This window comes from Microbacterium sp. KU4F, from assembly GCF_056868075.1.
On record NZ_CP200324.1, the window covers coordinates 583,585 to 605,221 of the forward strand.

Consider the following 21,637-nt stretch of genomic DNA (forward strand, 5'->3'; position numbering starts at 1 on the left):
CGAGCGTAATCGCGCTCAGGCGCGGTAGATGACGCGGCCGTCCATGATCGTGCCGACGACCTCCATCCCACGAAGGGCGGCTGGCTCCATTGCGCGCGGGTCGGCCGCAGTGAGGGCGAGATCCGCGCGCTGGCCGACGGCGATCGTGTCGGGGTTCAAGCAACCGCGATGCGTGGATGCAGCGAGAGCGACGTCCACGGAGACGGTCTCGCCGGGTTGCCACGGCTCGCGTCCGTCGCGCGTGCGAGACGCGGCCGCGGCGATCTGGCGCCAGGGGTCGAGCGCGGACACCGGGGCGTCGGATCCGAAGCGTAGGTCGATTCCCGCGGCCCACAGCGATCGCAGCGGATACGGACGCGCCGTCTGCGTCGCCCAGATGCTGTCGGTGAGATCGCGGTCGTCGAGGGCGTGCTCCGGCTGCACGCTGGCGGCTACGCCGAGGCGGGCCATGCGCGGGATGTCGGCGACGGCCACGAGCTGCGCGTGCTCGATGGTTCCGTGTGCGCCGGTGGCCGCGTACGCATCGAGGGCATGACGCATCGCCTCGTCGCCGATCGCGTGGATCGCACAGTCCAGACCGGCCGCCGTCGCGCGTGTCATGACCTCGCGCAGAGCGTCGGGCGGGATCGTGAGCAATCCGTGCGGGTGCGGCGCGTCGGCGTAGGCGACCGAGCACGCCGCCGTCCGGGTGCCGAGAGATCCGTCGGTGATCGCCTTCAGCGCTCCGACCGTGATGAGACCTCCGTCGTCGCCCCGCAGAGGGTCGCCGCTGCGCAGGCCCTCCGCGATGGCTCGGTCGAGGAGATCGGGATAGACGCCGAACTCCACGCGCAGCAGATCGAAGCCGGCCGAACGACGGCGCTGCCACGAGGACTCGTTCCACACCATGTCCAGGTCCACCACACCGACGACGCCGCGAGCGGACGCGGCGGCGGCCATCGCCGTCACGGCCGTATCCGACACCCGGTCGGGAAGCTGGTTGAGACGCCGCGACATCTCGAATGCCGGCCCTTCGCGCAGGATCCCGTCGTCGGACGAGACGCCCTCGCGGGCGAGGGCTGCGGAGTTGAGCCACACGCTGTGCACGTCGGCGTTGATGAGGTAGGTCGGGATGTCCCCCGTCGCCGCATCGAGTACCTCGAGCGACGGCGTGTCGGGCCAAAGCGCATCGCGGAAGCCGGTGCCGACACGCCGTCCGTCCACGCCCGGGGCCACACGGCCCATCCGGGCTGCCGCATCCGTCGCCGAGACCGCGTCCCCGAGCGGCTCGCGCAACGCGGCCAAGGCCCATTGCGTCACGTGCACGTGGTGATCCCAGAGGCCCGGGATGACATGGGCTCCCTCGGCGCGATGCACCGCGCCGGTCAGCCGAAGCGCGCCGGCGGGCGCGATGTCGGCGATGCGGCCGTCGTGGAGGACGATGTCGTAGAGCTCGGTCCCCGGCGGAAGCTCGGCGCCCGGACCCGCGATCCGCACGTCCGCGAGGGCGTCGATGCGTGGCCGACTCATGCCTCGGGCCGTGCTCGCCGCGCCCGGGCCATCTCATCCGCCAAGGCGGCGTTCGCGTGCGGCCCTTCCGCACGCAGCATGTGGACGATGTGGTCGACCACCTCCACGGGGCGGTTCTGGCTCAGCTTCCGCTTGGCCACGACCGAGGTGGGCGTGAGCCGGAAGCCGACCGTGCCGCGCTCAAGACGATGCACGAACTCTGCGTCGTTCGGACGCTCCCACATCCGGCGCGGAGCCGGCATCGGCGACTCGAACCGGTCGACGAGACGGTCCAGCACCCGCAGGTTCTCCTCGGTGCCGAGAAGTTCGGGGACGCCGCTCAGGTGCGCGGCCACGAAGTTCCAGGTGGGAACCGCCGGCACGTCGCCGTACCAGCCCGGCGACACATAGCCGTGCGGGCCCTGCACCACGACCATCAGCTCGCGCTCGCCCAGGCCGTGGATCGCGTCGTCGGGCTTGCCGACGTGGGCGACGATGCTCAGATCGTCCCTGGTGTCGTCGAGGAGCACGGCGTAATGCGACGCGACGAGGCCGTCGGGCCCGGCGCTCACGAGGGTCGCCCACGGGTTGTAGTCGATGAGTCGACGGATCTCGCCCACATCGGTCATCGCGAAGCTCGGGTTCTGTCTCACCGCATCCTCACTTCTGGCATACCGGGCACCAGTAGAGCTTTCGCGCTCCCATCTCCTCCAGCACGATCGATGTGCCGCTGATCCGACAGGGCAGGCCCGCACGGTGGTACACCCAGTGGCGGTCGTCGCGATGCGCCATCGCCCTGCGCCACTCATCGGGGGTGAGGTCGTCCATGGTCATCATCTGGCCGGTCTCGACGCCGATGCGCAGCAGTCTCACCCAGTCGCGCCAGAGGCCGCGCACGACCTCCTCGGGCACGTCGCGTCCCGGCGTGTGCGGGTCGAGCCGGGCGCGGAACAGCAGTTCGGCGCGGTAGACGTTGCCGATCCCGCTGACGACGCTCTGGTCCATGAGCAGGAGTCCGATCGGCGTGGGCTTGCGTCGGACGACGCTCGTGAAGCGTTCCTCACCCACTGCCACGTCGTCGACCAGGGGATCCGGGCCGAGTTTCGCGATGACCGCCTGCACCTGGTCCGGGGTCAGCACCTCGCACGCCGTGGGGCCGCGCAGGTCTGCGCACGTGGCCTCCGTGAGCAGACGCAACCGCACCTGGCCCACCACCGGGGGTGGCCAGGTCGCGTCGGTGTCATCGAGCCCGGACGTCTGCTCCGACATGCGCACGTGGCCGCGCGCCTTGCGGGGCGCACCGATGGAGGACAGCGAGTTCTCACCGGCGTCGTCCACGATGCGTTCGGGATCGGTCCCCCGCTGGTTCGTCTGCCCCATGCGCCCGTTGGCGGACGCGATCGTCGGGTCGACGAGGATCTCACCCGAGAAGTCCCACGCGCCGTACATCCCGAGGTGCACCCGCAGCCACAGATCGCCCTCGAACTCGAGGAACATCTGCTTGCCCACGGCCCGCACCGATAGCGCCTCACGACCGTCCAGCAGCGCGGCACCCTCAGCGAAGCGGCCCTGCGGACTCGACGCCGAAACGCGGTGCCCGACCACGTTGCGGTCGAACTGCCGGGCGATCCGGTGAACGGAATGGCCCTCGGGCATCAGCCCGCTTCCGGGTCGAAGCTGCTGGACGCGTCGTCGAGCACGTCGGGGTGCGCGAGACCCGCACGCGGATCGGGCAGAAGCGAGCCGTCGCGCTCGAAGTCCGCGATCTGCGCGATGCGCCGCACGTGGCGTTCCTCGTTGGAGAAGGGCGTCGCGATGAAGCGGTCGATGAAGGTCGTCGCCTCCTCGAAAGTGTGCTGGCGGGCACCGATCGCGATGACGTTCGCGTCGTTGTGCTCGCGCGCGAGCTCAGCCGTCGCGATGTTCCAGACCAGCGCCGCACGGATGCCCGCGACCTTGTTCGCCGCGATCTGCTCCCCGTTTCCCGAGCCGCCGAAAACGATGCCCAGCGTCTCGATGCCCGCCGCCTGATCGCGGACGACCGCCTGGGCGGCGCGGATGCAGAACGCGGGATAGTCGTCGACGGGGTCGTACTCCAGAGGCCCGTGGTCGACGACGTCGTGACCGGCTTCGGCGAGATGGTGCTGCAGGCGCGTCGAGAACTCGAGGCCGGCGTGATCCGTGGCGATATGGATGCGCATGCTGCTCATCCTAGGGACGCGCGCACCCGGCCCGCACTCACGGGGCGATGCCGGCGGCTGCCGGCTTGAAGCCCGCGCGGATGTTCTCGCAGCAACCGGGACGACAGACGTCGAACCACGGACCGAGCGAGGTGCGGTGCGGGCGCTGGTCAGCCGGCGTGCCGGCCAGTCGCTCCTCGATCAGATCGACGAGCCCCGACACGTAGGCGGGATCGATGCCGGGCGTCGGCGTGCGGACGGCCCGGATGCCGACCTCCTGCGCCGTCTCCATGGCCTCCGTGTCGAGATCCCAGAGAACCTCCATGTGGTCGCTCACGAACCCGAGCGGCACGATCGCGACGGCGGTGATCCCGGCGGCGGCGAGCTCCGTGATCTCGTCGTTGATGTCGGGTTCGAGCCAGGGCTGGGACGCGGGGCCCGAGCGCGACTGGTAGACGAGCTTCCAACCGATCTCCGGCGCCGACTGCGCCATGACGACCTCGGCGACGGCCAGATGCTGGGCCTCGTACGCCCCGCCGGGGCCGAAATCCCGGTCGCGCGGGCCCGAGCGCTGCGCGTCGGCGGTCGGGATCGAGTGTGTCGAGAACAGCACGCGGATCTGATCCGCGGGCACCCCGTCGGCCAGGAAGCCCGAGACGGCCTCGCGAACGCCCTCGACGAAGGTGGACACGAATCCGGGGTGGTCGAAGAACTGACGCACCTTGTCGATGGTCACCCTCCCGCCCAGGTTCGTCGCGTCCAGAACGCGCGCGAAGTCCTCGCGGTACTGACGACAGCTGGAGAACGAGCTGTATGCGCTCGTCGCGACCGCCAGCAGCGTCGTGTGACCGGTATCCGCTGCCTCCTGCACGGCCTCTTCCAGGTACGGGCCCCAGTTGCGGTTGCCCCAGTAGACCGGAAGTCCGAGTCCGCGGCGCGCGATCTCGGCCTCGAGCGCAGCCTTCAGCGCGCGGTTCTGCGCATTGATGGGGCTCACCCCGCCGAAGTGGCGGTAGTGGTGCGCCACCTCTTCCAGGCGCTCGTCAGGGATGCCGCGCCCCCGCGTCACATTGCGCAGGAACGGGATCACGTCCTCCTGCCCCTCCGGCCCTCCGAAGCCGGCGAGCAGCACGGCGTCGTACGCGGTGGGCTGCTCGACCCAGGGCGGACCGCTCGCGGCGTGCGCCGAGGCGAAGGGCACCGCAGTGTCGGGGGTCTCGGTCTGAAGCGGGGTCTGTTCAGGGGAACTCACGCCAACATCCTCGCACCGCGAATTGATCGGGCCGGAACGATACCGCCGATGCGCAGCAAAACCGTAGGCTGGAGGTCTCGCCCGTGTCGCCAGCAGCGATGCCGCGCCTTTCACACCCTCACCCCATGGGAGCAAACGCAGTGCCTGGAGAGAACCTCACCCGGATCGAGGCGCAGGAGCGCCGCGCGGTCGTCGACACCGAGTCGTACGAGATCGCGCTGGATCTGACCACGGGAGCGGAGCTGTTCCGCTCGACCAGCACCATCCGATTCGCCGCCACCGAGGGCGCTTCGACCTTCGTCGACCTCATCGCCGAGCGCGTGCACCGCATCACGCTCAACGGCGTCGACATCGACACCTCTGCCTTCGCGGACTCCCGCATCCAGCTGGAGAACCTCGCCGCCCACAACGTGCTGACCGTCGACGCCGACGCGCGGTACACGAACAGCGGCGAGGGTCTGCACCGGTTCGTCGACCCGGTCGACGGCGAGGTGTACCTCTACTCGCAGTTCGAGGTGCCCGATTCGCGGCGCGTGTTCGCCGTGTTCGAGCAGCCCGACCTGAAGGCGACGTTCCAGTTCACGATCACCGCTCCCGCCCCGTGGCAGGTCGTCTCCAACTCGCCCACGCCCGAGCCCGTTCCCGCGGGCGACGGCGTCGCGACGTGGACGTTCGAGCCCACGCCCCGCATCTCGTCCTACATCACGGCGCTCATCGCCGGCCCCTACGAGGTCACGCGTTCCGAGCTGACCAGCTCGTCGGGCCGGGTCATCCCCCTCGGCGTGTTCGCGCGCAAGAGCCTCTGGCAGTACCTCGACGCCGACTACGTGTTCGAGAAGACCCGCCAGGGCTTCGCGTACTTCGAGGAGAAGTTCGGTGTCGCGTACCCGTTCGCGAAGTACGACCAGCTGTTCGTGCCCGAGTTCAACGCCGGCGCCATGGAGAACGCGGGCGCGGTGACCTTCACCGAGACCTACGTCTTCCGCAGCAAGGTCACGGATGCGGTCAAGGAGCGTCGTGTCGTCACGATCCTCCACGAGCTGGCGCACATGTGGTTCGGCGACCTCGTCACCATGAAGTGGTGGAACGATCTCTGGCTGAACGAGTCGTTCGCCGAGTGGGCGTCGACGATCGCCACCGCCGAGGCCACCGAGTGGACCGAGGCGTGGACGACGTTCAACGCGATGGAGAAGTCCTGGGCCTATCGCCAGGACCAGCTGCCCTCCACGCACCCCGTCGTCGCGGAGATCAACGACCTGGAGGATGTCCAGGTCAACTTCGACGGCATCACCTACGCCAAGGGCGGTTCGGTCCTGAAGCAGCTCGCCGCGTGGGTCGGCGTCGAGGCGTTCTTCGCCGGCGTGTCCGCCTACTTCCAGAAGCACGCGTGGGGCAACACCGAGTTGCCCGATCTGCTGACGGAGCTGGAGACCACCAGTGGCCGCGATCTGTCGGGCTGGTCCAAGAAGTGGCTGGAGACGGCCGGCGTCAACACGCTGACCCCCGCGGTGGACGAATCCGTGGACGGCACGATCAGCAAGTTCTCCATCATCCAGACGGCGCCGGCGGACTACCCCACCATCCGTCCGCACCGTCTCGGCATCGGTTTCTACGACCTGCAGGGCGACGCCCTCGTTCGCGTGCACCACATCGAGCTCGACGTCGACGGCGACCGCACCGACGTCGCTGAGCTCGTCGGCCACCGCCGCCCCGACCTCATCCTCCTCAACGACGACGACCTGGCCTACGCCAAGATCCGACTCGACGACCGGTCGCTGGCCACCGCCGTCGCGCACCTGTCGAAGATCAGCGACCCGCTCGCCCGCTCCCTCGTGTGGGGCGCCGCCTGGGACCAGACACGGGATGCGGAGGCGTCGGCCTCCGCGTACGTGCAGCTCGTCCTCGGCAACATCGCCACCGAGACCGAGTCCACCACCGTGCGCACGACCCTCGCGCAGCTGCAGCTGACGGCGAACGCCTACGTCGACCCGGCGAAGCGCGATGCCACGCGCGTGGCCGTCGCCGACGGCCTGTGGGACCTCGCACAGGGTGCGGCCGCGGGAAGCGACAGCCAATTGCAGTTCGTGACCGCATTCGCGTCTGCCGCGGCGACTCCGGAGCACTTCGCGCGCGTGCGGAGCCTGCGCGACGGCGAGCTCGTCCTCGACGGTCTCGAGATCGATGCGGACCTGTCCTGGGCACTGCTGGTCTCCCTCGCCGCGGGCGGACTCGTCACGACGGCGGACATCGACGCCGCCCTCGCCGCGGACAACACGGCCAAGGGCGGTGAGTTCGCCGCGCAGGCGAAGGCAGCGCTCCCGAACGCGGAGGCCAAGCAGGCCGCCTGGGACGCTCTGGTCGGCTCCGACGACCTTCCCAACACCGTCGTCCGCTCGGCCGCCGCGGGCTTCACCCACCCGGCCGGTCGCGACCTGCTGGCCCCGTTCGTGTCGACCTACTTCGACATGCTCCTGCCGGTCTGGGAGTCTCGCAGCTATCAGATCGCGAACTACCTGATCGTGGGGCTATACCCGGCACCCCTCGCCGACGTCGCGCTGCGCGACGCGACACGCGCCTGGCTCATCGAGAACCGCGAAGCACCGGCGGCGCTGCGCCGTCTGGTCGCCGAGAACCTCGCCGGCGTCGAGCGTGCCCTCTCCGTCCAGGAGGCGGACGCCTGATCGGCTGATACCTGAAGGCCCCGTCGACCCCGTGTCGACGGGGCCTTCTTCATCTCCGCCCATGGGACGAGACGCAGCGGTCGAGATCGGTACCACAGGGGGACGCGGCGACGAAGCGACCGCTCGTAGCGTGGAGCCATGATCGTCGCAGAGAACCTCACCAAGCAGTTCGGGGACAAGCACGCCGTCTCCGATGTCAGCTTCACCGTCCAACCCGGCAAGGTCACCGGCTTCCTCGGACCGAACGGTGCGGGCAAGTCCACCACGATGCGGATGATCGTGGGACTGGACCGCCCGACCCACGGCAGCGTGACCGTCGACGGCGAGGACTACCGCAAGATGCGCTCGCCGCTCACCCGCGTCGGTGTCCTTCTGGATGCCAAGGCCGTGCACACCGGCCGCTCCGCCCGTAACCACCTGCGGGCGCTCGCGGCCACGCACGGGATCCCGACCTCTCGCGTCGACGAGGTCATCGCGCTGACGGGCCTCGAATCGGTCGCCAAGAAGCGTGCGGGCGGATTCTCCCTCGGCATGGGCCAGCGCCTCGGCATCGCGGCAGCGCTCCTGGGCGACCCGCAGACGCTGATCCTCGACGAGCCGGTCAACGGCCTCGACCCCGAGGGCGTGCGCTGGGTACGCCAGTTCGTGCGCCACTACGCGAGTGAGGGACGTACCGTCCTGCTCTCCAGCCACCTCATGAGCGAGATGGCGATCACCGCCGACCACATCATCGTGCTGGGCAAAGGCCGTGTCCTGGCCGACGCGCCCGTGTCGCAGCTGGTCTCGGAATGGACGAGCACCCGCATCCGCCTGCGCAGCCCGCGTCTCGCGGAGCTCATCCCCCTCATCTCGGGAGCGGGCATCGAGATCACCCAGACCGAGCCCGGAACCGCCGACCTGGTCGGCGCGCGGCCCGAGGCCGTCGGCGACGCCGCGGCGGCAGCCGGTATCCCCATCCACGAGCTGAGCCCGCAGAGCGGTTCGCTCGAAGACGCCTACCTCGCCCTCACGGGCGAGTCCGTCGAGTACAAGAGCAAGGAAATCGCATGAGCGCCACCACTGCACCCGCACCCGCGCGTCGCACCACCTCGACGGACGGTTCGTACCGCATCTCCTTCCCGCGCCTCGTACGAAGCGAGTCGCTCAAGCTCGTGACGCTGCGCTCTCCGTGGTGGTCGATCGCGATCGTCGCCGTGCTCTCGATCGGCTTCTCCCTGCTGATGGCGTGGGCGATCACGAGCTTCGACGGCGGACCGCAGGGCGACGACGGCTCGTTGGCCACGATGGTGATCCTCGCGCCCACGACCTTCACGATGCTCCTCGCCGTGATCCTCGGCGCCATCCAGGTCACCGGCGAGTACTCGACCGGGATGATGCGCTCCACCCTGACGGCGGCGCCCGGGCGACTCGGGTCGCTCTTCGCGAAGACCGTCGTGGTCGCCGGATTCGTGTTCGTGTCCAGCATCATCATCTTCGCCATCGTCGCCGTGGCGACAGCGCCGATCATGGCCCGCAAGGACCTCGGACTCGACTTCTCCAACCCGGAGGTCTCGTTGCTCCCACTGCTCGCCGGCGCCCTCACCATGGCGGTCATCGCGATCATCGGCGTCGCGACGGGCTACGTCCTCCGCAACGGTCCGGGCGCGATCGCCCTCGGCGTGGGTCTCGTGTTCGTCCTGCCCATCGTCCCGGCCTTCTTCGCCGCCCTGCCGGGCTGGGAGTGGATCCAGGACGCCGCACGGTTCCTGCCCTCGAACGCGGGCCAGCTTCTGATGGGCACCGGGGGCGGGAGCAACCCGCTCGAGCCGTGGGCCGCCGGCCTCACCCTCGTCGCCTGGGTGGTCGTCGGCCTCGTGGGCGCGAGCGCCGTTCTGAAGAGCCGGGACGCGTAGAGTCGAGCGGATGAGCACGAGCAGTCAGGCCGTCGCCGGGGCGGAGAGCACTCCCCCGACGACGGCCTGCTGCTGCCCCGTCCTCCCGGGGCCGTTCGCCGGTACTGGGCGCGCCATCCGCGCTTCGCCGACGCCCTGGTCGCGTTCTTCGCCTTCATCCTCTCGGGGCCGGGCCTCGTGGCTGCCGCTCCCATGGATCCGGCCTGGGCACCGTTCGGGATGATCGTGTCCATCGCGGTCCCGGCGAGCACCGCGATCGCCCTGCTGTGGCGTCGGCGCTTCCCCCTCGCCGTCTTCCTGGTCGCCGCGCTCCCCTACCCCTTCGCGCCGTATCCCATGCTGCCCAGCGGTGTCGCACTGGCGATCGCCGTGTACTCCCTCTCGGTGTACCGCTCCAGTCGCGCCGCGTGGGCGAGCGCCGGCATCCTCAGCGGTGCCCTCGTCATCTCGGGTGCGGTGCGCGTGGTTCTCGGCGAGAGCTGGTCGAGCGCGATCGGCGCGACGATCGCCACGATGGTCATGCTCCTGATCGGGGCGCTCATCGGAGCGAACGTGGGCGGGCGCAAACGATACGTCGAAGCCCTCATCGAGCGCTCCCGTCAGCTCACGATCGAGCGTGATCAGCAGGCACAGCTCGCCACAGCGGCCGAACGCACGCGGATCGCGCGCGAGATGCACGACATCGTGTCGCACTCGCTCACGGTCATCGTGGCACTGTCGGAGGGCGCTGCCGCCACGACCGACACCGAGCGCGCCCGCTCCGCCGCCCGCACCGCCGCCGACACCGCCCGCGGCGCTCTGACCGAGATGCGGGCGATGCTGGGGGTCCTGCGCACGGATGACACGGGCAGCGCGCCGCTCGCGCCTCTCACCGCCCCCTCGCCGCGGGAGGTCGTCGCCACCGCGCAGGGCGCGGGCTACCCGGTCGTGTTGCGCACGTCCGGCCGCACGAGCACGCATGCGCCGACGACCGAGCTCGCGATCGGACGCGTCGTGCAGGAGGGCATGACGAACGCGATGCGACATGCCCCACGCGCAACGGAGGCCGTCGTCGAGATCCGCGAGGATCCGGATGCGGTGCGCATCAGGATCACGAACGACGGTGTCCCGCCCGAACGCGCCGACGACAACCCCGGTTTCGGACTTCGCGGACTCACCGAGCGCGTCGCCCACGCCGGCGGAACGCTGCGCACCCGCCGCGGCGACGGCACCTGGACCCTCGACGTCTGGCTTCCCACCGAGGAGGACACCCGATGACCGATCCCATCCGCATCCTCCTCGTGGACGACCAGGAGCTCATCCGACTCGGCTTTCGCATGGTGCTGGACGCCGAAGAGGATCTGCAGGTCGTCGGCGAGGCCGCGGACGGAGCTTCCGCTGTCACGGCCGTCGAGGCGCTGCAGCCCCATGTCGTGCTCATGGACGTGCGGATGCCGGGCGTCGACGGCATCACCGCGACGGAACGGATCGTCCAAGCCCACCCCGACGCCCGCATCCTCGTGCTCACCACCTTCGATCTCGACGAGTATGCGTTCGCCGCGCTGCGTGCGGGGGCGAGCGGGTTCCTCCTGAAGGACGCGCAACGGCACGAGCTCATCTCCGCGATCCACGCCGTGCATCGGGGCGACGCTACGCTCTCGCCGCGCGTGACGCGCCGCATGATCGAGCTGCTCGGCACCCCGCCTGTCCGCAACGCGGCACCCGACCCGACCGAGACGCTGACCGAGAGAGAACGCGAGGTGTTCCTCGCGATGGCGCAGGGCGCCACGAACGCCGAGATCGCGGCGGCCCTGTTCCTGGGCGAGTCCACGGTCAAGACGCACGTCGGCCGCATCCTCGCCAAGCTCGGCGCGAGAGACCGCGTGCAGGCGGTCGTGATCGCCCACCGCGCGGGGCTCGTGGACGACGGCGCCCAGCCCGGCGAGAGCGGTGGTCGGTAGCATCGAGAAGGTGACGCAAACCTTCGTCCTCGACCCCAACGACCCGGACCTCTGGCCCAAGATCGGCGCCTTCTTCACCGCGGCCGGATTCAAGGCACTCGGCGTCCTGGCCATCATCGTCGGCGCCATCATCCTCTCCTGGATCCTCCGCGGGGTGATCCACCGGGTCGTGGAGCGGATCGTCTCGGGCGCGAAGAGCAAGGCGCAGGTCACCGACACCCAGGCGCTCGATCGCTCCCCGCTCGCGGCCGTGCGTCTCGTCCAGCGCACCCGCACGCTGGGTTCGATCCTGCAGAACATCGTCAACGTGACGATCGTCATCATCGGCATCATCCTGATCGTCAACACGATTGACTCGGGCATCCTGGGCTCCTTCGCGCTGCTGACCGCGGCGATCGGCGCGGGACTCGGCTTCGGGGCGCAGAACATCGTCAAGGACGTGCTCAACGGCATCTTCATCGTCGCGGAGGATCAGGTGGGGATCGGCGACGTCGTCGACCTCGGACTCGCGACCGGCGTCGTGGAATACGTCAGCGTGCGCGTCACGCATGTGCGCGACGTCAACGGGACGCTCTGGTACGTCCGAAACGGCGAGATCACGCGCATCGGCAACATGTCGCAGGGGTGGTCTCGGGTGATCATCGATCTCTCCGTTCCCGTCGACGCCGATCTGGATGCGGTCGAGAAGGCGATGCTCGACGCCGCCAAGCAGCTCGCGAAGGATCCCAAGTGGCGCACGCGGATCATCGAGCAGCCCGAGATCTGGGGACTCGAGTCCATCTCGGGCGACGCCCTGGTCATCCGTCTCGTGATGAAGACGCGCTCGAACGCCAAGGACGATGTCGCGCGCGAGCTCCGAGTCCGCCTGAAGCGAGCGATGGATGCCATGGGCATCCAGCTGCCGCTGCTGAACTCGATCATGCTGAGCGGCCTCGAGGGCGCGGGTCGCGTCCGCGGCGCCAATCCTCCCCGCACCAAGCCGATCCCCGTCCCGGCCGACGAGCGTCCGGTGTGGCGTCCGAAGCGGACCGGACGCGGCGCACGCGCCGCCGAAGCCGCACCGCAGGGTGAGACGGTCGCCCCCGCCCCAGCCGCGGAGTCACCTGCCGGCGACGCGCCGGCGACGGCACCCCGCAAGCCCCGAAAGCCCCGAACCCCGCCCGAGGAGTCCGCATGAGCGAACAGCCGATCAGCTTCTACGATCAGGTCGGCGGCCACGCGTTCTTCACGAAGCTCGTGGACGTCTTCTACGAGGGGATCGCCGACGACGAGGTTCTGCGTCCCATGTACCCGGAGGCCGACCTCGGCCCCGCCAAGGTGCGCATGCAGACCTTCCTCGAGCAGTACTGGGGCGGGCCCACCACCTACAGCGAGCAACGGGGTCACCCGCGACTGCGCATGCGCCACGCGGCGTTCCACGTCGATCCGGACGCGCGCGACCGGTGGCTCTCGCACATGCGCCGCGCCGTGGACGCCTGCGAGCTGCCGCCCCTGCTCGAGGCGACGCTGTGGGACTACCTGCAGCGCGCGGCATATGCCATGGTGAACACGTTCGAGCCGGCAGGCATCGGCCCCGCAGCGGGGTCGCGTCCCACTCTCCCGGTCGATCCCGAGGCGCCCACGAAGGAGTGAACGTGACCGCATCCCACCGCACCGATGTTCTCGTCGTGGGATGGGGGTTGGCAGGGCTCGTGGCCGCGTGCGAGGTTCTGCGCTCCGGGCGGTCGGTCGCGATCGTCGACCAGCAGCCCCGCGTCGATCTCGGCGGACAGGCGTGGTGGTCGTTCGGCGGTCTGTTCTTCGTCGACTCGCCCGAGCAGCGCCGCATGGGCATCAGGGACTCCCCGGAGCTCGCCGAGCAGGACTGGTTCGCCACCGCCGGTTTCGACCGGGCCGAGGACGAGTGGCCCGCGCGCTGGGCCCGGGCGTACCTGGACTTCGCGCACGGCGAGAAGCGCTCGTGGCTGCGTCAGCGCGGGGTGTCGTTCTTTCCCGTGGTGGGCTGGGCCGAGCGCGGCGGGTACACGGCGACCGGCCCAGGAAACTCCGTGCCCCGCTTCCACATCACCTGGGGCACCGGTCCCGGTCTGGTCGCCCCCTTCGCGGCCGAGATCGAGGAAGCAGAAGCGGCGGGGCGCCTGCGCATCCTCAGCCGCCACCGCGTCACCGAGCTGACCACGGCCGACGGCACGGTCACGGGGGCGCGCGGCGACATCCTGGTGCCCGCCGACACCGCCCGCGGCCAAGCGACCCCGCACGAGGTCGTCGGCGAATTCGACGTCGAGGCAGGAGCCACCATCGTCACCAGCGGCGGCATCGGCGGCAACCACGCCCTCGTCCGCGAGCGGTGGCCGGAGCGACTGGGGACCCCGCCCCAGACGATGGTCGCAGGGGTTCCCGCCTATGTGGACGGCGCGATGCTCTCCGTGGCGGAGCACGCAGGAGCGACGCTCATCGCCGGCGACCGGATGTGGCACTACGTCGAGGGCCTTCAGAACTGGGACCCGATCTGGCCGCAGCACGGGATCCGCATCCTCCCGGGCCCCTCCTCCATCTGGCTGGATGCGACCGGAAAGCGTCTGCCGGTGCCGCTGTTCCCCGGCTTCGACACGCTCGGAACCCTGGCGCACCTGCGCGCAACCGGATACGACCATTCGTGGTTCGTGCTGTCCGAACGCATCGTCGAGAAGGAGTTCACCCTCTCCGGCAGCGAGCAGAACCCGGATCTCACCGACAAGGATCTGTCCCTGCTCGTGCGCTCGCGGCTCGGGAAGGGCGCCTCAGGTCCGGTTCGCGCGTTCCTGGAGCACGGCGCCGATTTCGTTCGCGCCGACCGGCTCGACGACTTGCTCGCGGGGATGCGGGCCCTGCCGGGCGGCGATGCGCTCGATCCCGAGCAGGTCCGACGGGAGATCGAGGCCCGTGACCGCGAGATGGACAATCCGTTCACGAAGGATGCCCAGGTCGCGATGCTGCGCTCCGCGCGGGCGTTCCGCGGCGACCGACTCGTGCGCACAGCCCGGCCGCACCGCATCCTCGACCGCGCGGGCGGCGGCCTGATCGCCGTCCAGCTCCACGTGTTGACGCGCAAGTCCCTCGGCGGGATCCTGACCGACCTCGACTCTCGTGCGCTCGACGCCGAGGGCCAGCCGATCCCGGGGCTCTACGCCGCGGGAGAGGCCGCAGGATTCGGGGGCGGCGGGGTGCACGGCTATCGAGCGCTCGAGGGGACGTTCCTCGGCGGCTGTCTCTTCTCGGGCCGAGCCGCGGGGCGGGCGGCGGGGCGCGCCCTCTGAGCCGTCAGGTTCCCGTCGTGCGTACCGCCGTCATCCCCGACCGCATCGGTACGCGCACCAGGATGTGGCCTCTCGAGAGCGAGAGGCGCGTCCATCCGGGGGCCGAGAACAGGCGGGCGTCCTCCTCACCGAGCACGAACCCCATCGCGACGGCGCCGAACGCTATGGCCCGCAACTGAGAGCCCAGCACCTCATCCGGCTCGCCCCACACGCGGAGCCGAGCAGCCCGCACGATCTCCTCACCGGGGTCGCTCGGCAGTGCGTCCGCCACGGCGGCCATCCCCCATTGCGCGCGTGCGGCCAGCACGTCCGACGCGATACGGCCAGACGGCTCCCACCCGGCACGCGGCGGGGTCACGCCCGTCCATGCGGGTCGGACGGCCGTCTCGCCGAGCTCGATCGCCGTGTCCGACGCGGCGCTCAGCTGCGCCGCGGGCACGCTGAGGTCGCACTCGAGCTCAGGGTCGACCGGGAGCACACGCATGGCCAGCACCGTCGGCGTCGCGTCGAGCAGGCCCCGCGATGCCAGCACCGCCGTCGACATCGTCAGCACGCCGCCGTTGCCGCGCAGATGCACCGCGGCCTCCCGATCGAGCGCTCCGGCTCGCCCGGCGAAGGTCAGAGCGTCCGCCGCGGCCTCGGAATCGGGGAACAGGAGACGAGCGTACACCCCACCTAAACTAGCAACGCGTGCACGCGGCGAGCCGAGGAGAAGCAATGACGAACAGCGATGAATCCACCGCCGGCACCACTGAGCACGCGAGCGACCCGGTCGGCTCCCTCATCGAGGTCCTCTCGATCGCGTCGAGCGATGCGCGCACCACGGAGGACATCTTCACCGGCGACTCGCACGCCATGCCCCTCGGACGCATCTACGGCGGACAGGTCCTCGGACAGTCCGTGGTCGCCGCATCCCGCACGGTCTCTGAGGACCGCCCCATCCACTCGATGCACGGGTACTTCCTGCGCCCCGGGGACTCCTCCCGTGGGCTGACGTTCTCGGTGGATCGCCTCCGCGACGGCCGTTCCTTCTCCGCGCGCCGCACGCAGGCATATCAAGAGGGCGTGCCGATCTTCTCGATGATCGCCTCGTTCCAGACCGACGACGCCGGCCTCGACCACGCCGAGCCGATGCCCGATGTGCCGGCGCCGGAGGCGCTCGTGCCCCAGGAATCGGACCAACTGCATCCGCTGTCGATGCGCAGCATCAGCGAGCTGCCGGTCGAGGTGCGCCACGTGCCGGGGACGTTGTTCGAGAGCGAAGCGGTGACCCCCGAACCGCACCAGAGCGTGTGGATGCGGCTGCGCCGACCGTTGCCGGCCGATCCCCTGCTGCATCGCGCGATGCTCGCCTACCTCTCCGACATGACCATTCAGGAGTCGATTCTGCGCGCACACGGACTGACGTGGCGCACACCCCGGCTCAATGTGGCCAGCCTCGATCACGCGATGTGGTGGCACCGTCCCGCCGCCGTCGATGACTGGCTGCTGTACACGCAGGACTCCCCCAGCGCACGCGGCGGGCGAGGGCTTGCCACCGGCCGCATCTACACGCGCGAGGGCGAACTGGTCGCGAGCGTCGCGCAGGAAATCATGGTGCGTGTTCCCGCGCCGACCGAGGACTCCTAGCGCCCTTCGACCGCCACCTCCACCGCGAGACTGCAATTTCGCCACGAGATCACGGGTAATGACAGTGATCTCGTGCGAGAGATGCAGTCTCACGGAGGGAGGAGGGCCCGACCGCGGAGGAGCTCCGGCGGCGGGCGCGACGCTCAGCGGCGCCGGGCGTAGGCGATGGGCTGACCCAGGTACGGTTCCCAGGCCTCGCGCATGCGCTCGGTGAGCCGCATGGGCCGGCCCGTGGTGGCATCGACCGTGACGACGACCGCGGAGGATCGGGCGTAGAGCGTCTGAGGCTGCTCGCCCGTCAGCGGGCTGAACACCTCGTAGCAGACCTCCATGCTCGATCCGCCGAGGCTCCCGAACCACAGCTGCACATCGAGCGGCGCACGCTGGTACGGCACCGGATGCAGGTACTCGATCTCCTGGCGCGCGATGAGCGTGAGCACACCGGCCGAGGCCCCCGCCGGGACGACCGCCGTCGGGTACTGCGGCTCTGCGTCGTCCGCCTCCCAGAACGCACGCACGCGCGCCTCCTCCAACAGCTTGAGCATGGAGGTGTTGTTGACGTGATTGAACGCGTCGAGGTCTCCCCACCTCAGGTGGATGGGGATGTGGAGCCGGCGCTCGCCCTCGGTCATGGTCTCTCCCACTCCTCGAATGCAGAATGCGGATCGCCCGTCATGGGCGATCCGCATTCGGCATCAGTCGCGCGTCAGCTTGCGGTGCGTCGAACGGTGCGGGTTGGCCGCATCCGGACCGAGGCGCTCGATCTTGTTCTGCTCGTACGCCTCGAAGTTGCCCTCGAACCAGTACCACTGGGCGGGGTTCTCGTCGGTGCCCTCGTAGGCCAGGATGTGGGTCGCGATGCGGTCGAGGAACCACCGGTCGTGCGTGATGACCACGGCGCAGCCGGGGAACTCCAGCAGGGCGTTCTCGAGCGAGCTCAGGGTCTCGACGTCGAGGTCGTTGGTCGGCTCGTCGAGCAGCAGGAGGTTACCGCCCTCCTTGAGCGTCAGGGCGAGGTTCAGGCGGTTGCGCTCACCGCCGGAGAGGACGCCGGCCTTCTTCTGCTGGTCCGGCCCCTTGAACCCGAACTTGGAGACGTAGGCGCGAGACGGGATCTCGGTCTTGCCCACCGTGATGATGTCGAGTCCGTCGGAGACGACCTCCCACAGTGTCTTGTTGGGATCGATGTTCGCGCGCGACTGGTCGACGTAGCTGATCTTGACCGTCTCGCCGACCTTCAGATCGCCGCCGTCGAGCGGCTCCAGGCCGACGATCGTCTTGAACAGGGTGGTCTTACCGACGCCGTTCGGGCCGATGACACCGACGATGCCGTTGGGCGGCAGGCTGAAGCTGAGCCCGTCGATGAGGACGCGGTCACCGAAGCCCTTGTGGAGCTTCTTCGCCTCGATGACGACGTTTCCGAGGCGGGGACCGGCGGGGATCTGGATCTCCTCGAAGTCCAGCTTCCGCGTGCGCTCGGCCTCCGCCGCCATCTCCTCGTAGCGCGCCAGACGCGCCTTCGACTTGGTCTGGCGACCCTTCGCACTCGAGCGAACCCACTCGAGTTCGTCCTTGAGGCGCTTCGCGAGCTTCGCGTCCTTCTTGCCCTGCACGTCGAGGCGCTCGGCCTTCTTCTCGAGGTACGTCGAGTAGTTGCCTTCGTAGCCGATCAGGCGGCCACGGTCGACTTCAGCGATCCACTCCGCGACGTTGTCGAGGAAGTAGCGATCGTGGGTGATCGCGATGACGGCGCCCTTGTAGGACTGCAGGTGCTGCTCGAGCCAGAGCACGCTCTCGGCGTCGAGGTGGTTGGTGGGCTCGTCGAGCAGGAGCAGGTCCGGCTTCTGGAGCAGCAGCTTCGCCAGCGCGACGCGGCGGCGCTCACCACCGGAGAGGGGGCCGATCGCGGCGTCGCCGGGCGGGGTGCGCAGTGCATCCATCGCCTGCTCCAGCTGCGAGTCGAGGTCCCACCCGTCGGCGGCGTCGATCTCCTCCTGCAGCACGCCCATCTCGGCCAGCAGCGCGTCGAAGTCCGCGTCGGGATCGGCCATCAGACCCGAGATCTCATTGAAGCGATCGAGCTTGGCCTTGATCGCGACACCGTCCTGGATGTTCTCCAGCACGGTCTTCGTCTCGTCGAGCTCGGGCTCCTGCATCAGGATGCCGACGCTGTAGCCCGGGCTCAGCTTCGCCTCGCCGTTGGAGGGCTGGTCGAGACCGGCCATGATCTTGAGGATCGTCGACTTACCGGCGCCGTTCGGGCCCACCATGCCGATCTTCGCACCGGGGAGGAACGCCATCGTGACGTCGTCGAGGATGAGCTTCTCGCCGACCGCCTTGCGGGCACGGACCATGGAGTAGATGTATTCGGCCATATCCGCTCCAGTCTAGACGGCGCTCACCCGCCCCGCCGCCGGTCTACCAGTCGATGGCGCGGGTGCGACCGATCAGACACGTGCCGTCGGGAAGGCCTGGCTCGACCACGGTCACCGCCTCCCGCGTTGCAGGTCCCACCTGCCCGATCAAGCACTCCTCACCCCAGCGCACCGAGAACTGAATGCTCTCGGCCGGATTGTTCACCGTCGACTGATCGGGGGTCACCTGCATCGCCGCCTTGTCGAAGCCGGCAGCCGTGAGGGCGTCGACATAGGCACGCCCCGAGACCTGATCGGGGCCGGCCCAGACCGCATCCACCACGCTCGTGAACAACGGCAGATTGTCTTCGGCCGAGCCCTCCGGGACGAGAGTCGGCGTCGGGCTCGGAGCCGGAGTCGTGGCGGTGGGAGTCGAGACCGACACGGTCGGGGTCGGCTCGGGTGACGGCGTGCACGCCGCCAGCACCACGGCGCCGGCCGCGGCCACGAGAACGAGGGCGGACAGTCGGACGGCGCGGGGCGGGGTCACGGGCCCAGTTTAGGCATCAGAACGGGGTCGACCCGACGCTCACCTCTTCACTCACTGCACCGGGCGCCGCCCACCCGTCGTCGTCGACCGGACCCGCGAGGGGGCTGGGGTCGTGTCCGGCGGAGTCGTCCGACCGTGCGGCGGTGCGTGTGTAGACGGTCGTGCCCCATCGCAGATCATGACCCACCGCCTCCGCCTCGATCTCCGCCGAGACGCCCTTCTTCGTGTCGGTCTCCCATTCCTGCAACGAGAATCGACCGCTCACGACGACCCTCTCGCCCGATGCGATCGATCGGTGGATGTTCTCGGCCAATCCGCGAAAGGCGTTCACGCGGTACCAACTGGTGTTTCCGTCGACCCACTGCGACGTCTGCTTGTCCTGGCGACGTTCGGTCACGCCGACACGGAAGCTGACGACCGCGTCGCCGGAGGGCATCCGCCGCAGCTCGGGCGTCGCCGCCACGTTGCCGACGATCGTGATGCGTTCTTTCATGGCGTCTCCTCCTGATCGGGCACACAGAACGACGCTGCGGCGCCCGGGTGCCCGACGGGCGCCGCAGCGAAGACAACTGTGCCGGTCCGATCAGGTCGCCGAACCCTCGACCGACCCGGATGCGGCGGACCCGCCGTCCGCATTGCGCTGGGGAGGAGCGAGGATGCCATGTCGGTGGCCATCGATAGCGTCAGTGCGACGGGAGGCATAACCGATGAACGCACCGACGAAGACCCAGACCCCGCCATCCCTGGTCGCTCTCGGACTGGATCGATGGCGCGTACTCGATGCCGCAGGCGTCGTGATCGGCGTGATCGATGCGCTCTCGTGCGCGGAGGGAATGCGTTACCGCGCTCGTCGCTACCGGTGGTCCTCGCGCGCTTTCATCGACGTCGGCGAGTTCTGGCGACGCGATGACGCCGTTGCCGTGCTCCGACGAGGTTGAGTCTTCAGACGACCGCGTCGAGCGCGCCCTCCCTCATGGGAGCCGCTCCCCCGACGGTCCGCCGCCACGCGTGAGCGATGCCGTCGACGGCGCGCTCGAGGTCGGACGCGCCGGCGGTGAAGGGGATGCGCAGGTTCTTCTCGAACCCGCCGTCCACGCCGAACCGGGGGCCCGCCGAAAGGAGGATGCCCTCGGCGCGCGCGGCGAGCACGAGCGCGCTGCTGAAAGGCCGATCGAGCTCCACCCACAACGCCACGCCGCCGTCGACCACCGGAACCGTCCACTCGGGAAGCTGCTGCGCCAGGGCCGCGCTGACCGTGTCGCGTCCGGTACGCAGCAGATGCGCGCGCTGCGCGATGACCTGGGGCAGATGCGGAAGGAGAAGCGTCGCGACGTGCTGCTCCCAGTCGGGAGTTCCGAGCTCGATGGGAAAGCGGGCCGCGATGAGCCGGCGGATGAGTTCCTCATCCGCCCGGATCCAACCGACGCGGAGGCCTCCCCAGACCGTCTTGCCGAACGAACCGACGCGCACGATCTGCTCGTCTTGAGGGTCCGCCCCGAACGGAGGCGGCTCGATCGCACGGTCGATGTCGAGATCGGCCGTGGTCTCGTCGACGATGAGCGTCGTTCCCGCACGCTCGGCTGCCGTGACGAACAGCTCGCGCTCGACGCCTGTCATCGAGCGGCCCGTCGGATTCTGGAAGTCGGGCATCAGGTACGCGAGACTCGGGCGGACGCGTGCGAACACCTGCTCGGCGCGGTCGAGATCCCACCCCTCGTCGGGGGTCACCGGAACACTCACCAGCCGGGCACCGGCGGAGCGGAGCGCTTCGGCCGCGTGCGGATACGTCGGACTCTCGATCAGCACCCGATCGCCGCGGCGCACCAGGACGGTCGCCAGGAGGTGCAGCGCGCTCTGCGCCCCACTCGTGATGAGGATCTGTGCCGGCGTGGTGGGAATGCCGCGTCGCCTGTACTGGTCGGCCAACGCGGCGCGCAGTTCCTCGCGTCCGACAACGTCATAACCGGGGCGCGCAAGGAGCGTCGGCGCCTGCGTCGCGGCTTCGGCGAAGATACCGGCCAGTCCAGGCCATGCCGCAGGACTGGCCTGCTGGAGGTCGATGGCACGAGGGTCGGAGATCGTCCTGGTGGCGGCGCGCTGCGGCGCTCCCTGGGTGACACTGCCCGAACCGCGAAGGCTCCGGATGTGGCCGCTGTCGCGAAGACTCCGGTACGCGGCCGCGACTGTCGTCCGGCTGACACCGAGCACCGCGGCAAGCTCCCGCTCCGCGGGCAGCGCGGTGCCGGCAGGAAGGCGGTTGTCGAGACAGAGGAGCCGGATCCCGTCCGCCAGGGCCTCGTACGCGGGTTCGCTCGTGCGCCATCCACCCAGCCGCGCTGCCAGTGCACGCGCACTCACTCGGGAATCCATGCAAG

21 protein-coding genes are annotated in these 21,637 nt (G+C 69.6%); 10 read left to right on the forward strand and 11 right to left on the reverse strand.

Translation table 11 applies throughout. From position 1 onward, the window contains the following. Positions 1-15 precede the first annotated feature (15 nt). The 5 genes from AC1VNH_RS02915 to AC1VNH_RS02935 are packed head-to-tail and all read right to left on the reverse strand — an operon-like array spanning position 16 to position 4,920. Entirely contained in the window at positions 16-1,509 is a 1,494-nt protein-coding gene (locus tag AC1VNH_RS02915) for an amidohydrolase (protein WP_483109783.1), read from the reverse strand. Further along, positions 1,506-2,141 (reverse strand): FMN-binding negative transcriptional regulator, encoded by a 636-nt coding sequence (locus tag AC1VNH_RS02920; protein ID WP_483109784.1) that lies wholly within the window; start codon positions 2,139-2,141, stop codon positions 1,506-1,508. Before AC1VNH_RS02920 ends, AC1VNH_RS02915 begins: the two co-directional genes overlap by 4 nt. 7 nt (positions 2,142-2,148) lie before the next feature. Next, positions 2,149-3,144, reverse strand: coding sequence for an Fpg/Nei family DNA glycosylase (locus AC1VNH_RS02925; protein ID WP_483109785.1), 996 nt, complete (start codon positions 3,142-3,144; stop codon positions 2,149-2,151). Beyond that, positions 3,144-3,689: a ribose-5-phosphate isomerase gene (locus tag AC1VNH_RS02930; protein WP_243227742.1), complete on the reverse strand. Its 546-nt coding sequence runs from the start codon at positions 3,687-3,689 to the stop codon at positions 3,144-3,146. The genes AC1VNH_RS02925 and AC1VNH_RS02930 overlap by 1 nt, the downstream gene beginning before the upstream one ends. 37 nt (positions 3,690-3,726) lie before the next feature. After that, positions 3,727-4,920, reverse strand: a complete 1,194-nt coding sequence (locus tag AC1VNH_RS02935; RefSeq protein WP_483109786.1) for a ferrochelatase — start codon at positions 4,918-4,920, stop codon at positions 3,727-3,729. Positions 4,921-5,060: 140 nt separating this feature from the next. On the opposite strand from AC1VNH_RS02935, the gene pepN reads away from it, so the two are divergent. The 8 genes from pepN to AC1VNH_RS02975 all read left to right on the forward strand — a co-directional run bounded on the left by pepN (position 5,061) and on the right by AC1VNH_RS02975 (position 14,729). Further along, positions 5,061-7,601 carry an aminopeptidase N gene (gene pepN, locus AC1VNH_RS02940; RefSeq protein WP_483112681.1) on the forward strand — a complete coding sequence of 847 codons (2,541 nt, stop codon included), beginning with the start codon at positions 5,061-5,063 and terminating at the stop codon, positions 7,599-7,601. A gap of 138 nt (positions 7,602-7,739) precedes the next feature. Beyond that, the gene (locus AC1VNH_RS02945; RefSeq protein ID WP_483109787.1) at positions 7,740-8,651 is read left to right on the forward strand and encodes an ABC transporter ATP-binding protein; all 912 of its coding nucleotides are present in this window, start codon (positions 7,740-7,742) and stop codon (positions 8,649-8,651) included. Further along, complete coding sequence (locus tag AC1VNH_RS02950; protein ID WP_483109788.1) at positions 8,648-9,493, forward strand: ABC transporter permease; 846 nt, start codon at positions 8,648-8,650, stop codon at positions 9,491-9,493. The genes AC1VNH_RS02945 and AC1VNH_RS02950 overlap by 4 nt, the downstream gene beginning before the upstream one ends. 72 nt (positions 9,494-9,565) lie before the next feature. After that, positions 9,566-10,750, forward strand: a complete 1,185-nt coding sequence (locus tag AC1VNH_RS02955) for a sensor histidine kinase (protein ID WP_483112682.1) — start codon at positions 9,566-9,568, stop codon at positions 10,748-10,750. After that, positions 10,747-11,433, forward strand: a complete 687-nt coding sequence (locus tag AC1VNH_RS02960) for a response regulator (protein WP_483109789.1) — start codon at positions 10,747-10,749, stop codon at positions 11,431-11,433. The genes AC1VNH_RS02955 and AC1VNH_RS02960 overlap by 4 nt, the downstream gene beginning before the upstream one ends. Positions 11,434-11,443: 10 nt before the next feature. Then, a complete protein-coding gene (locus AC1VNH_RS02965) occupies positions 11,444-12,610 on the forward strand; it encodes a mechanosensitive ion channel family protein (protein WP_483109790.1) in 1,167 nt (388 codons plus the stop codon). After that, a complete protein-coding gene (locus AC1VNH_RS02970; protein ID WP_483109791.1) occupies positions 12,607-13,065 on the forward strand; it encodes a globin in 459 nt (152 codons plus the stop codon). The genes AC1VNH_RS02965 and AC1VNH_RS02970 overlap by 4 nt, the downstream gene beginning before the upstream one ends. A gap of 2 nt (positions 13,066-13,067) precedes the next feature. Further along, positions 13,068-14,729 (forward strand): FAD-binding dehydrogenase, encoded by a 1,662-nt coding sequence (locus tag AC1VNH_RS02975; RefSeq protein WP_483109792.1) that lies wholly within the window; start codon positions 13,068-13,070, stop codon positions 14,727-14,729. A 4-nt stretch (positions 14,730-14,733) separates the two neighbouring features. On the opposite strand, the gene AC1VNH_RS02980 is transcribed toward AC1VNH_RS02975, so the two are convergent. Further along, positions 14,734-15,399, reverse strand: coding sequence for a DUF8185 domain-containing protein (locus AC1VNH_RS02980; RefSeq protein ID WP_483109793.1), 666 nt, complete (start codon positions 15,397-15,399; stop codon positions 14,734-14,736). Between the two features lie 47 nt (positions 15,400-15,446). Between AC1VNH_RS02980 and AC1VNH_RS02985 the strand changes: the two genes are divergently transcribed. After that, positions 15,447-16,358: an acyl-CoA thioesterase gene (locus AC1VNH_RS02985; RefSeq protein ID WP_483109794.1), complete on the forward strand. Its 912-nt coding sequence runs from the start codon at positions 15,447-15,449 to the stop codon at positions 16,356-16,358. A gap of 143 nt (positions 16,359-16,501) precedes the next feature. On the opposite strand, the gene AC1VNH_RS02990 is transcribed toward AC1VNH_RS02985, so the two are convergent. The 4 genes from AC1VNH_RS02990 to ssb form a co-directional block, all read right to left on the reverse strand. Further along, positions 16,502-16,990, reverse strand: a complete 489-nt coding sequence (locus tag AC1VNH_RS02990; protein WP_243227732.1) for an acyl-CoA thioesterase — start codon at positions 16,988-16,990, stop codon at positions 16,502-16,504. Positions 16,991-17,053: 63 nt separating this feature from the next. Next, positions 17,054-18,733, reverse strand: coding sequence for an energy-dependent translational throttle protein EttA (gene ettA / locus AC1VNH_RS02995; protein ID WP_137417106.1), 1,680 nt, complete (start codon positions 18,731-18,733; stop codon positions 17,054-17,056). A 43-nt stretch (positions 18,734-18,776) separates the two neighbouring features. Next, a complete protein-coding gene (locus AC1VNH_RS03000; RefSeq protein ID WP_483109795.1) occupies positions 18,777-19,262 on the reverse strand; it encodes a DUF6993 domain-containing protein in 486 nt (161 codons plus the stop codon). Positions 19,263-19,278: 16 nt separating this feature from the next. Beyond that, a complete protein-coding gene (gene ssb, locus AC1VNH_RS03005; RefSeq protein WP_483109796.1) occupies positions 19,279-19,755 on the reverse strand; it encodes a single-stranded DNA-binding protein in 477 nt (158 codons plus the stop codon). Positions 19,756-19,969: 214 nt separating this feature from the next. Between ssb and AC1VNH_RS03010 the strand changes: the two genes are divergently transcribed. Then, positions 19,970-20,200 carry a hypothetical protein gene (locus AC1VNH_RS03010; RefSeq protein WP_483109797.1) on the forward strand — a complete coding sequence of 77 codons (231 nt, stop codon included), beginning with the start codon at positions 19,970-19,972 and terminating at the stop codon, positions 20,198-20,200. 4 nt (positions 20,201-20,204) lie between these two features. Here AC1VNH_RS03010 and yczR read toward each other — a convergent pair whose 3' ends face one another. Then, on the reverse strand, positions 20,205-21,632 hold the full coding sequence (gene yczR / locus AC1VNH_RS03015; RefSeq protein ID WP_483109798.1) for a MocR-like transcription factor YczR: 1,428 nt from the start codon (positions 21,630-21,632) through the stop codon (positions 20,205-20,207). Positions 21,633-21,637: the final 5 nt, after the last annotated feature.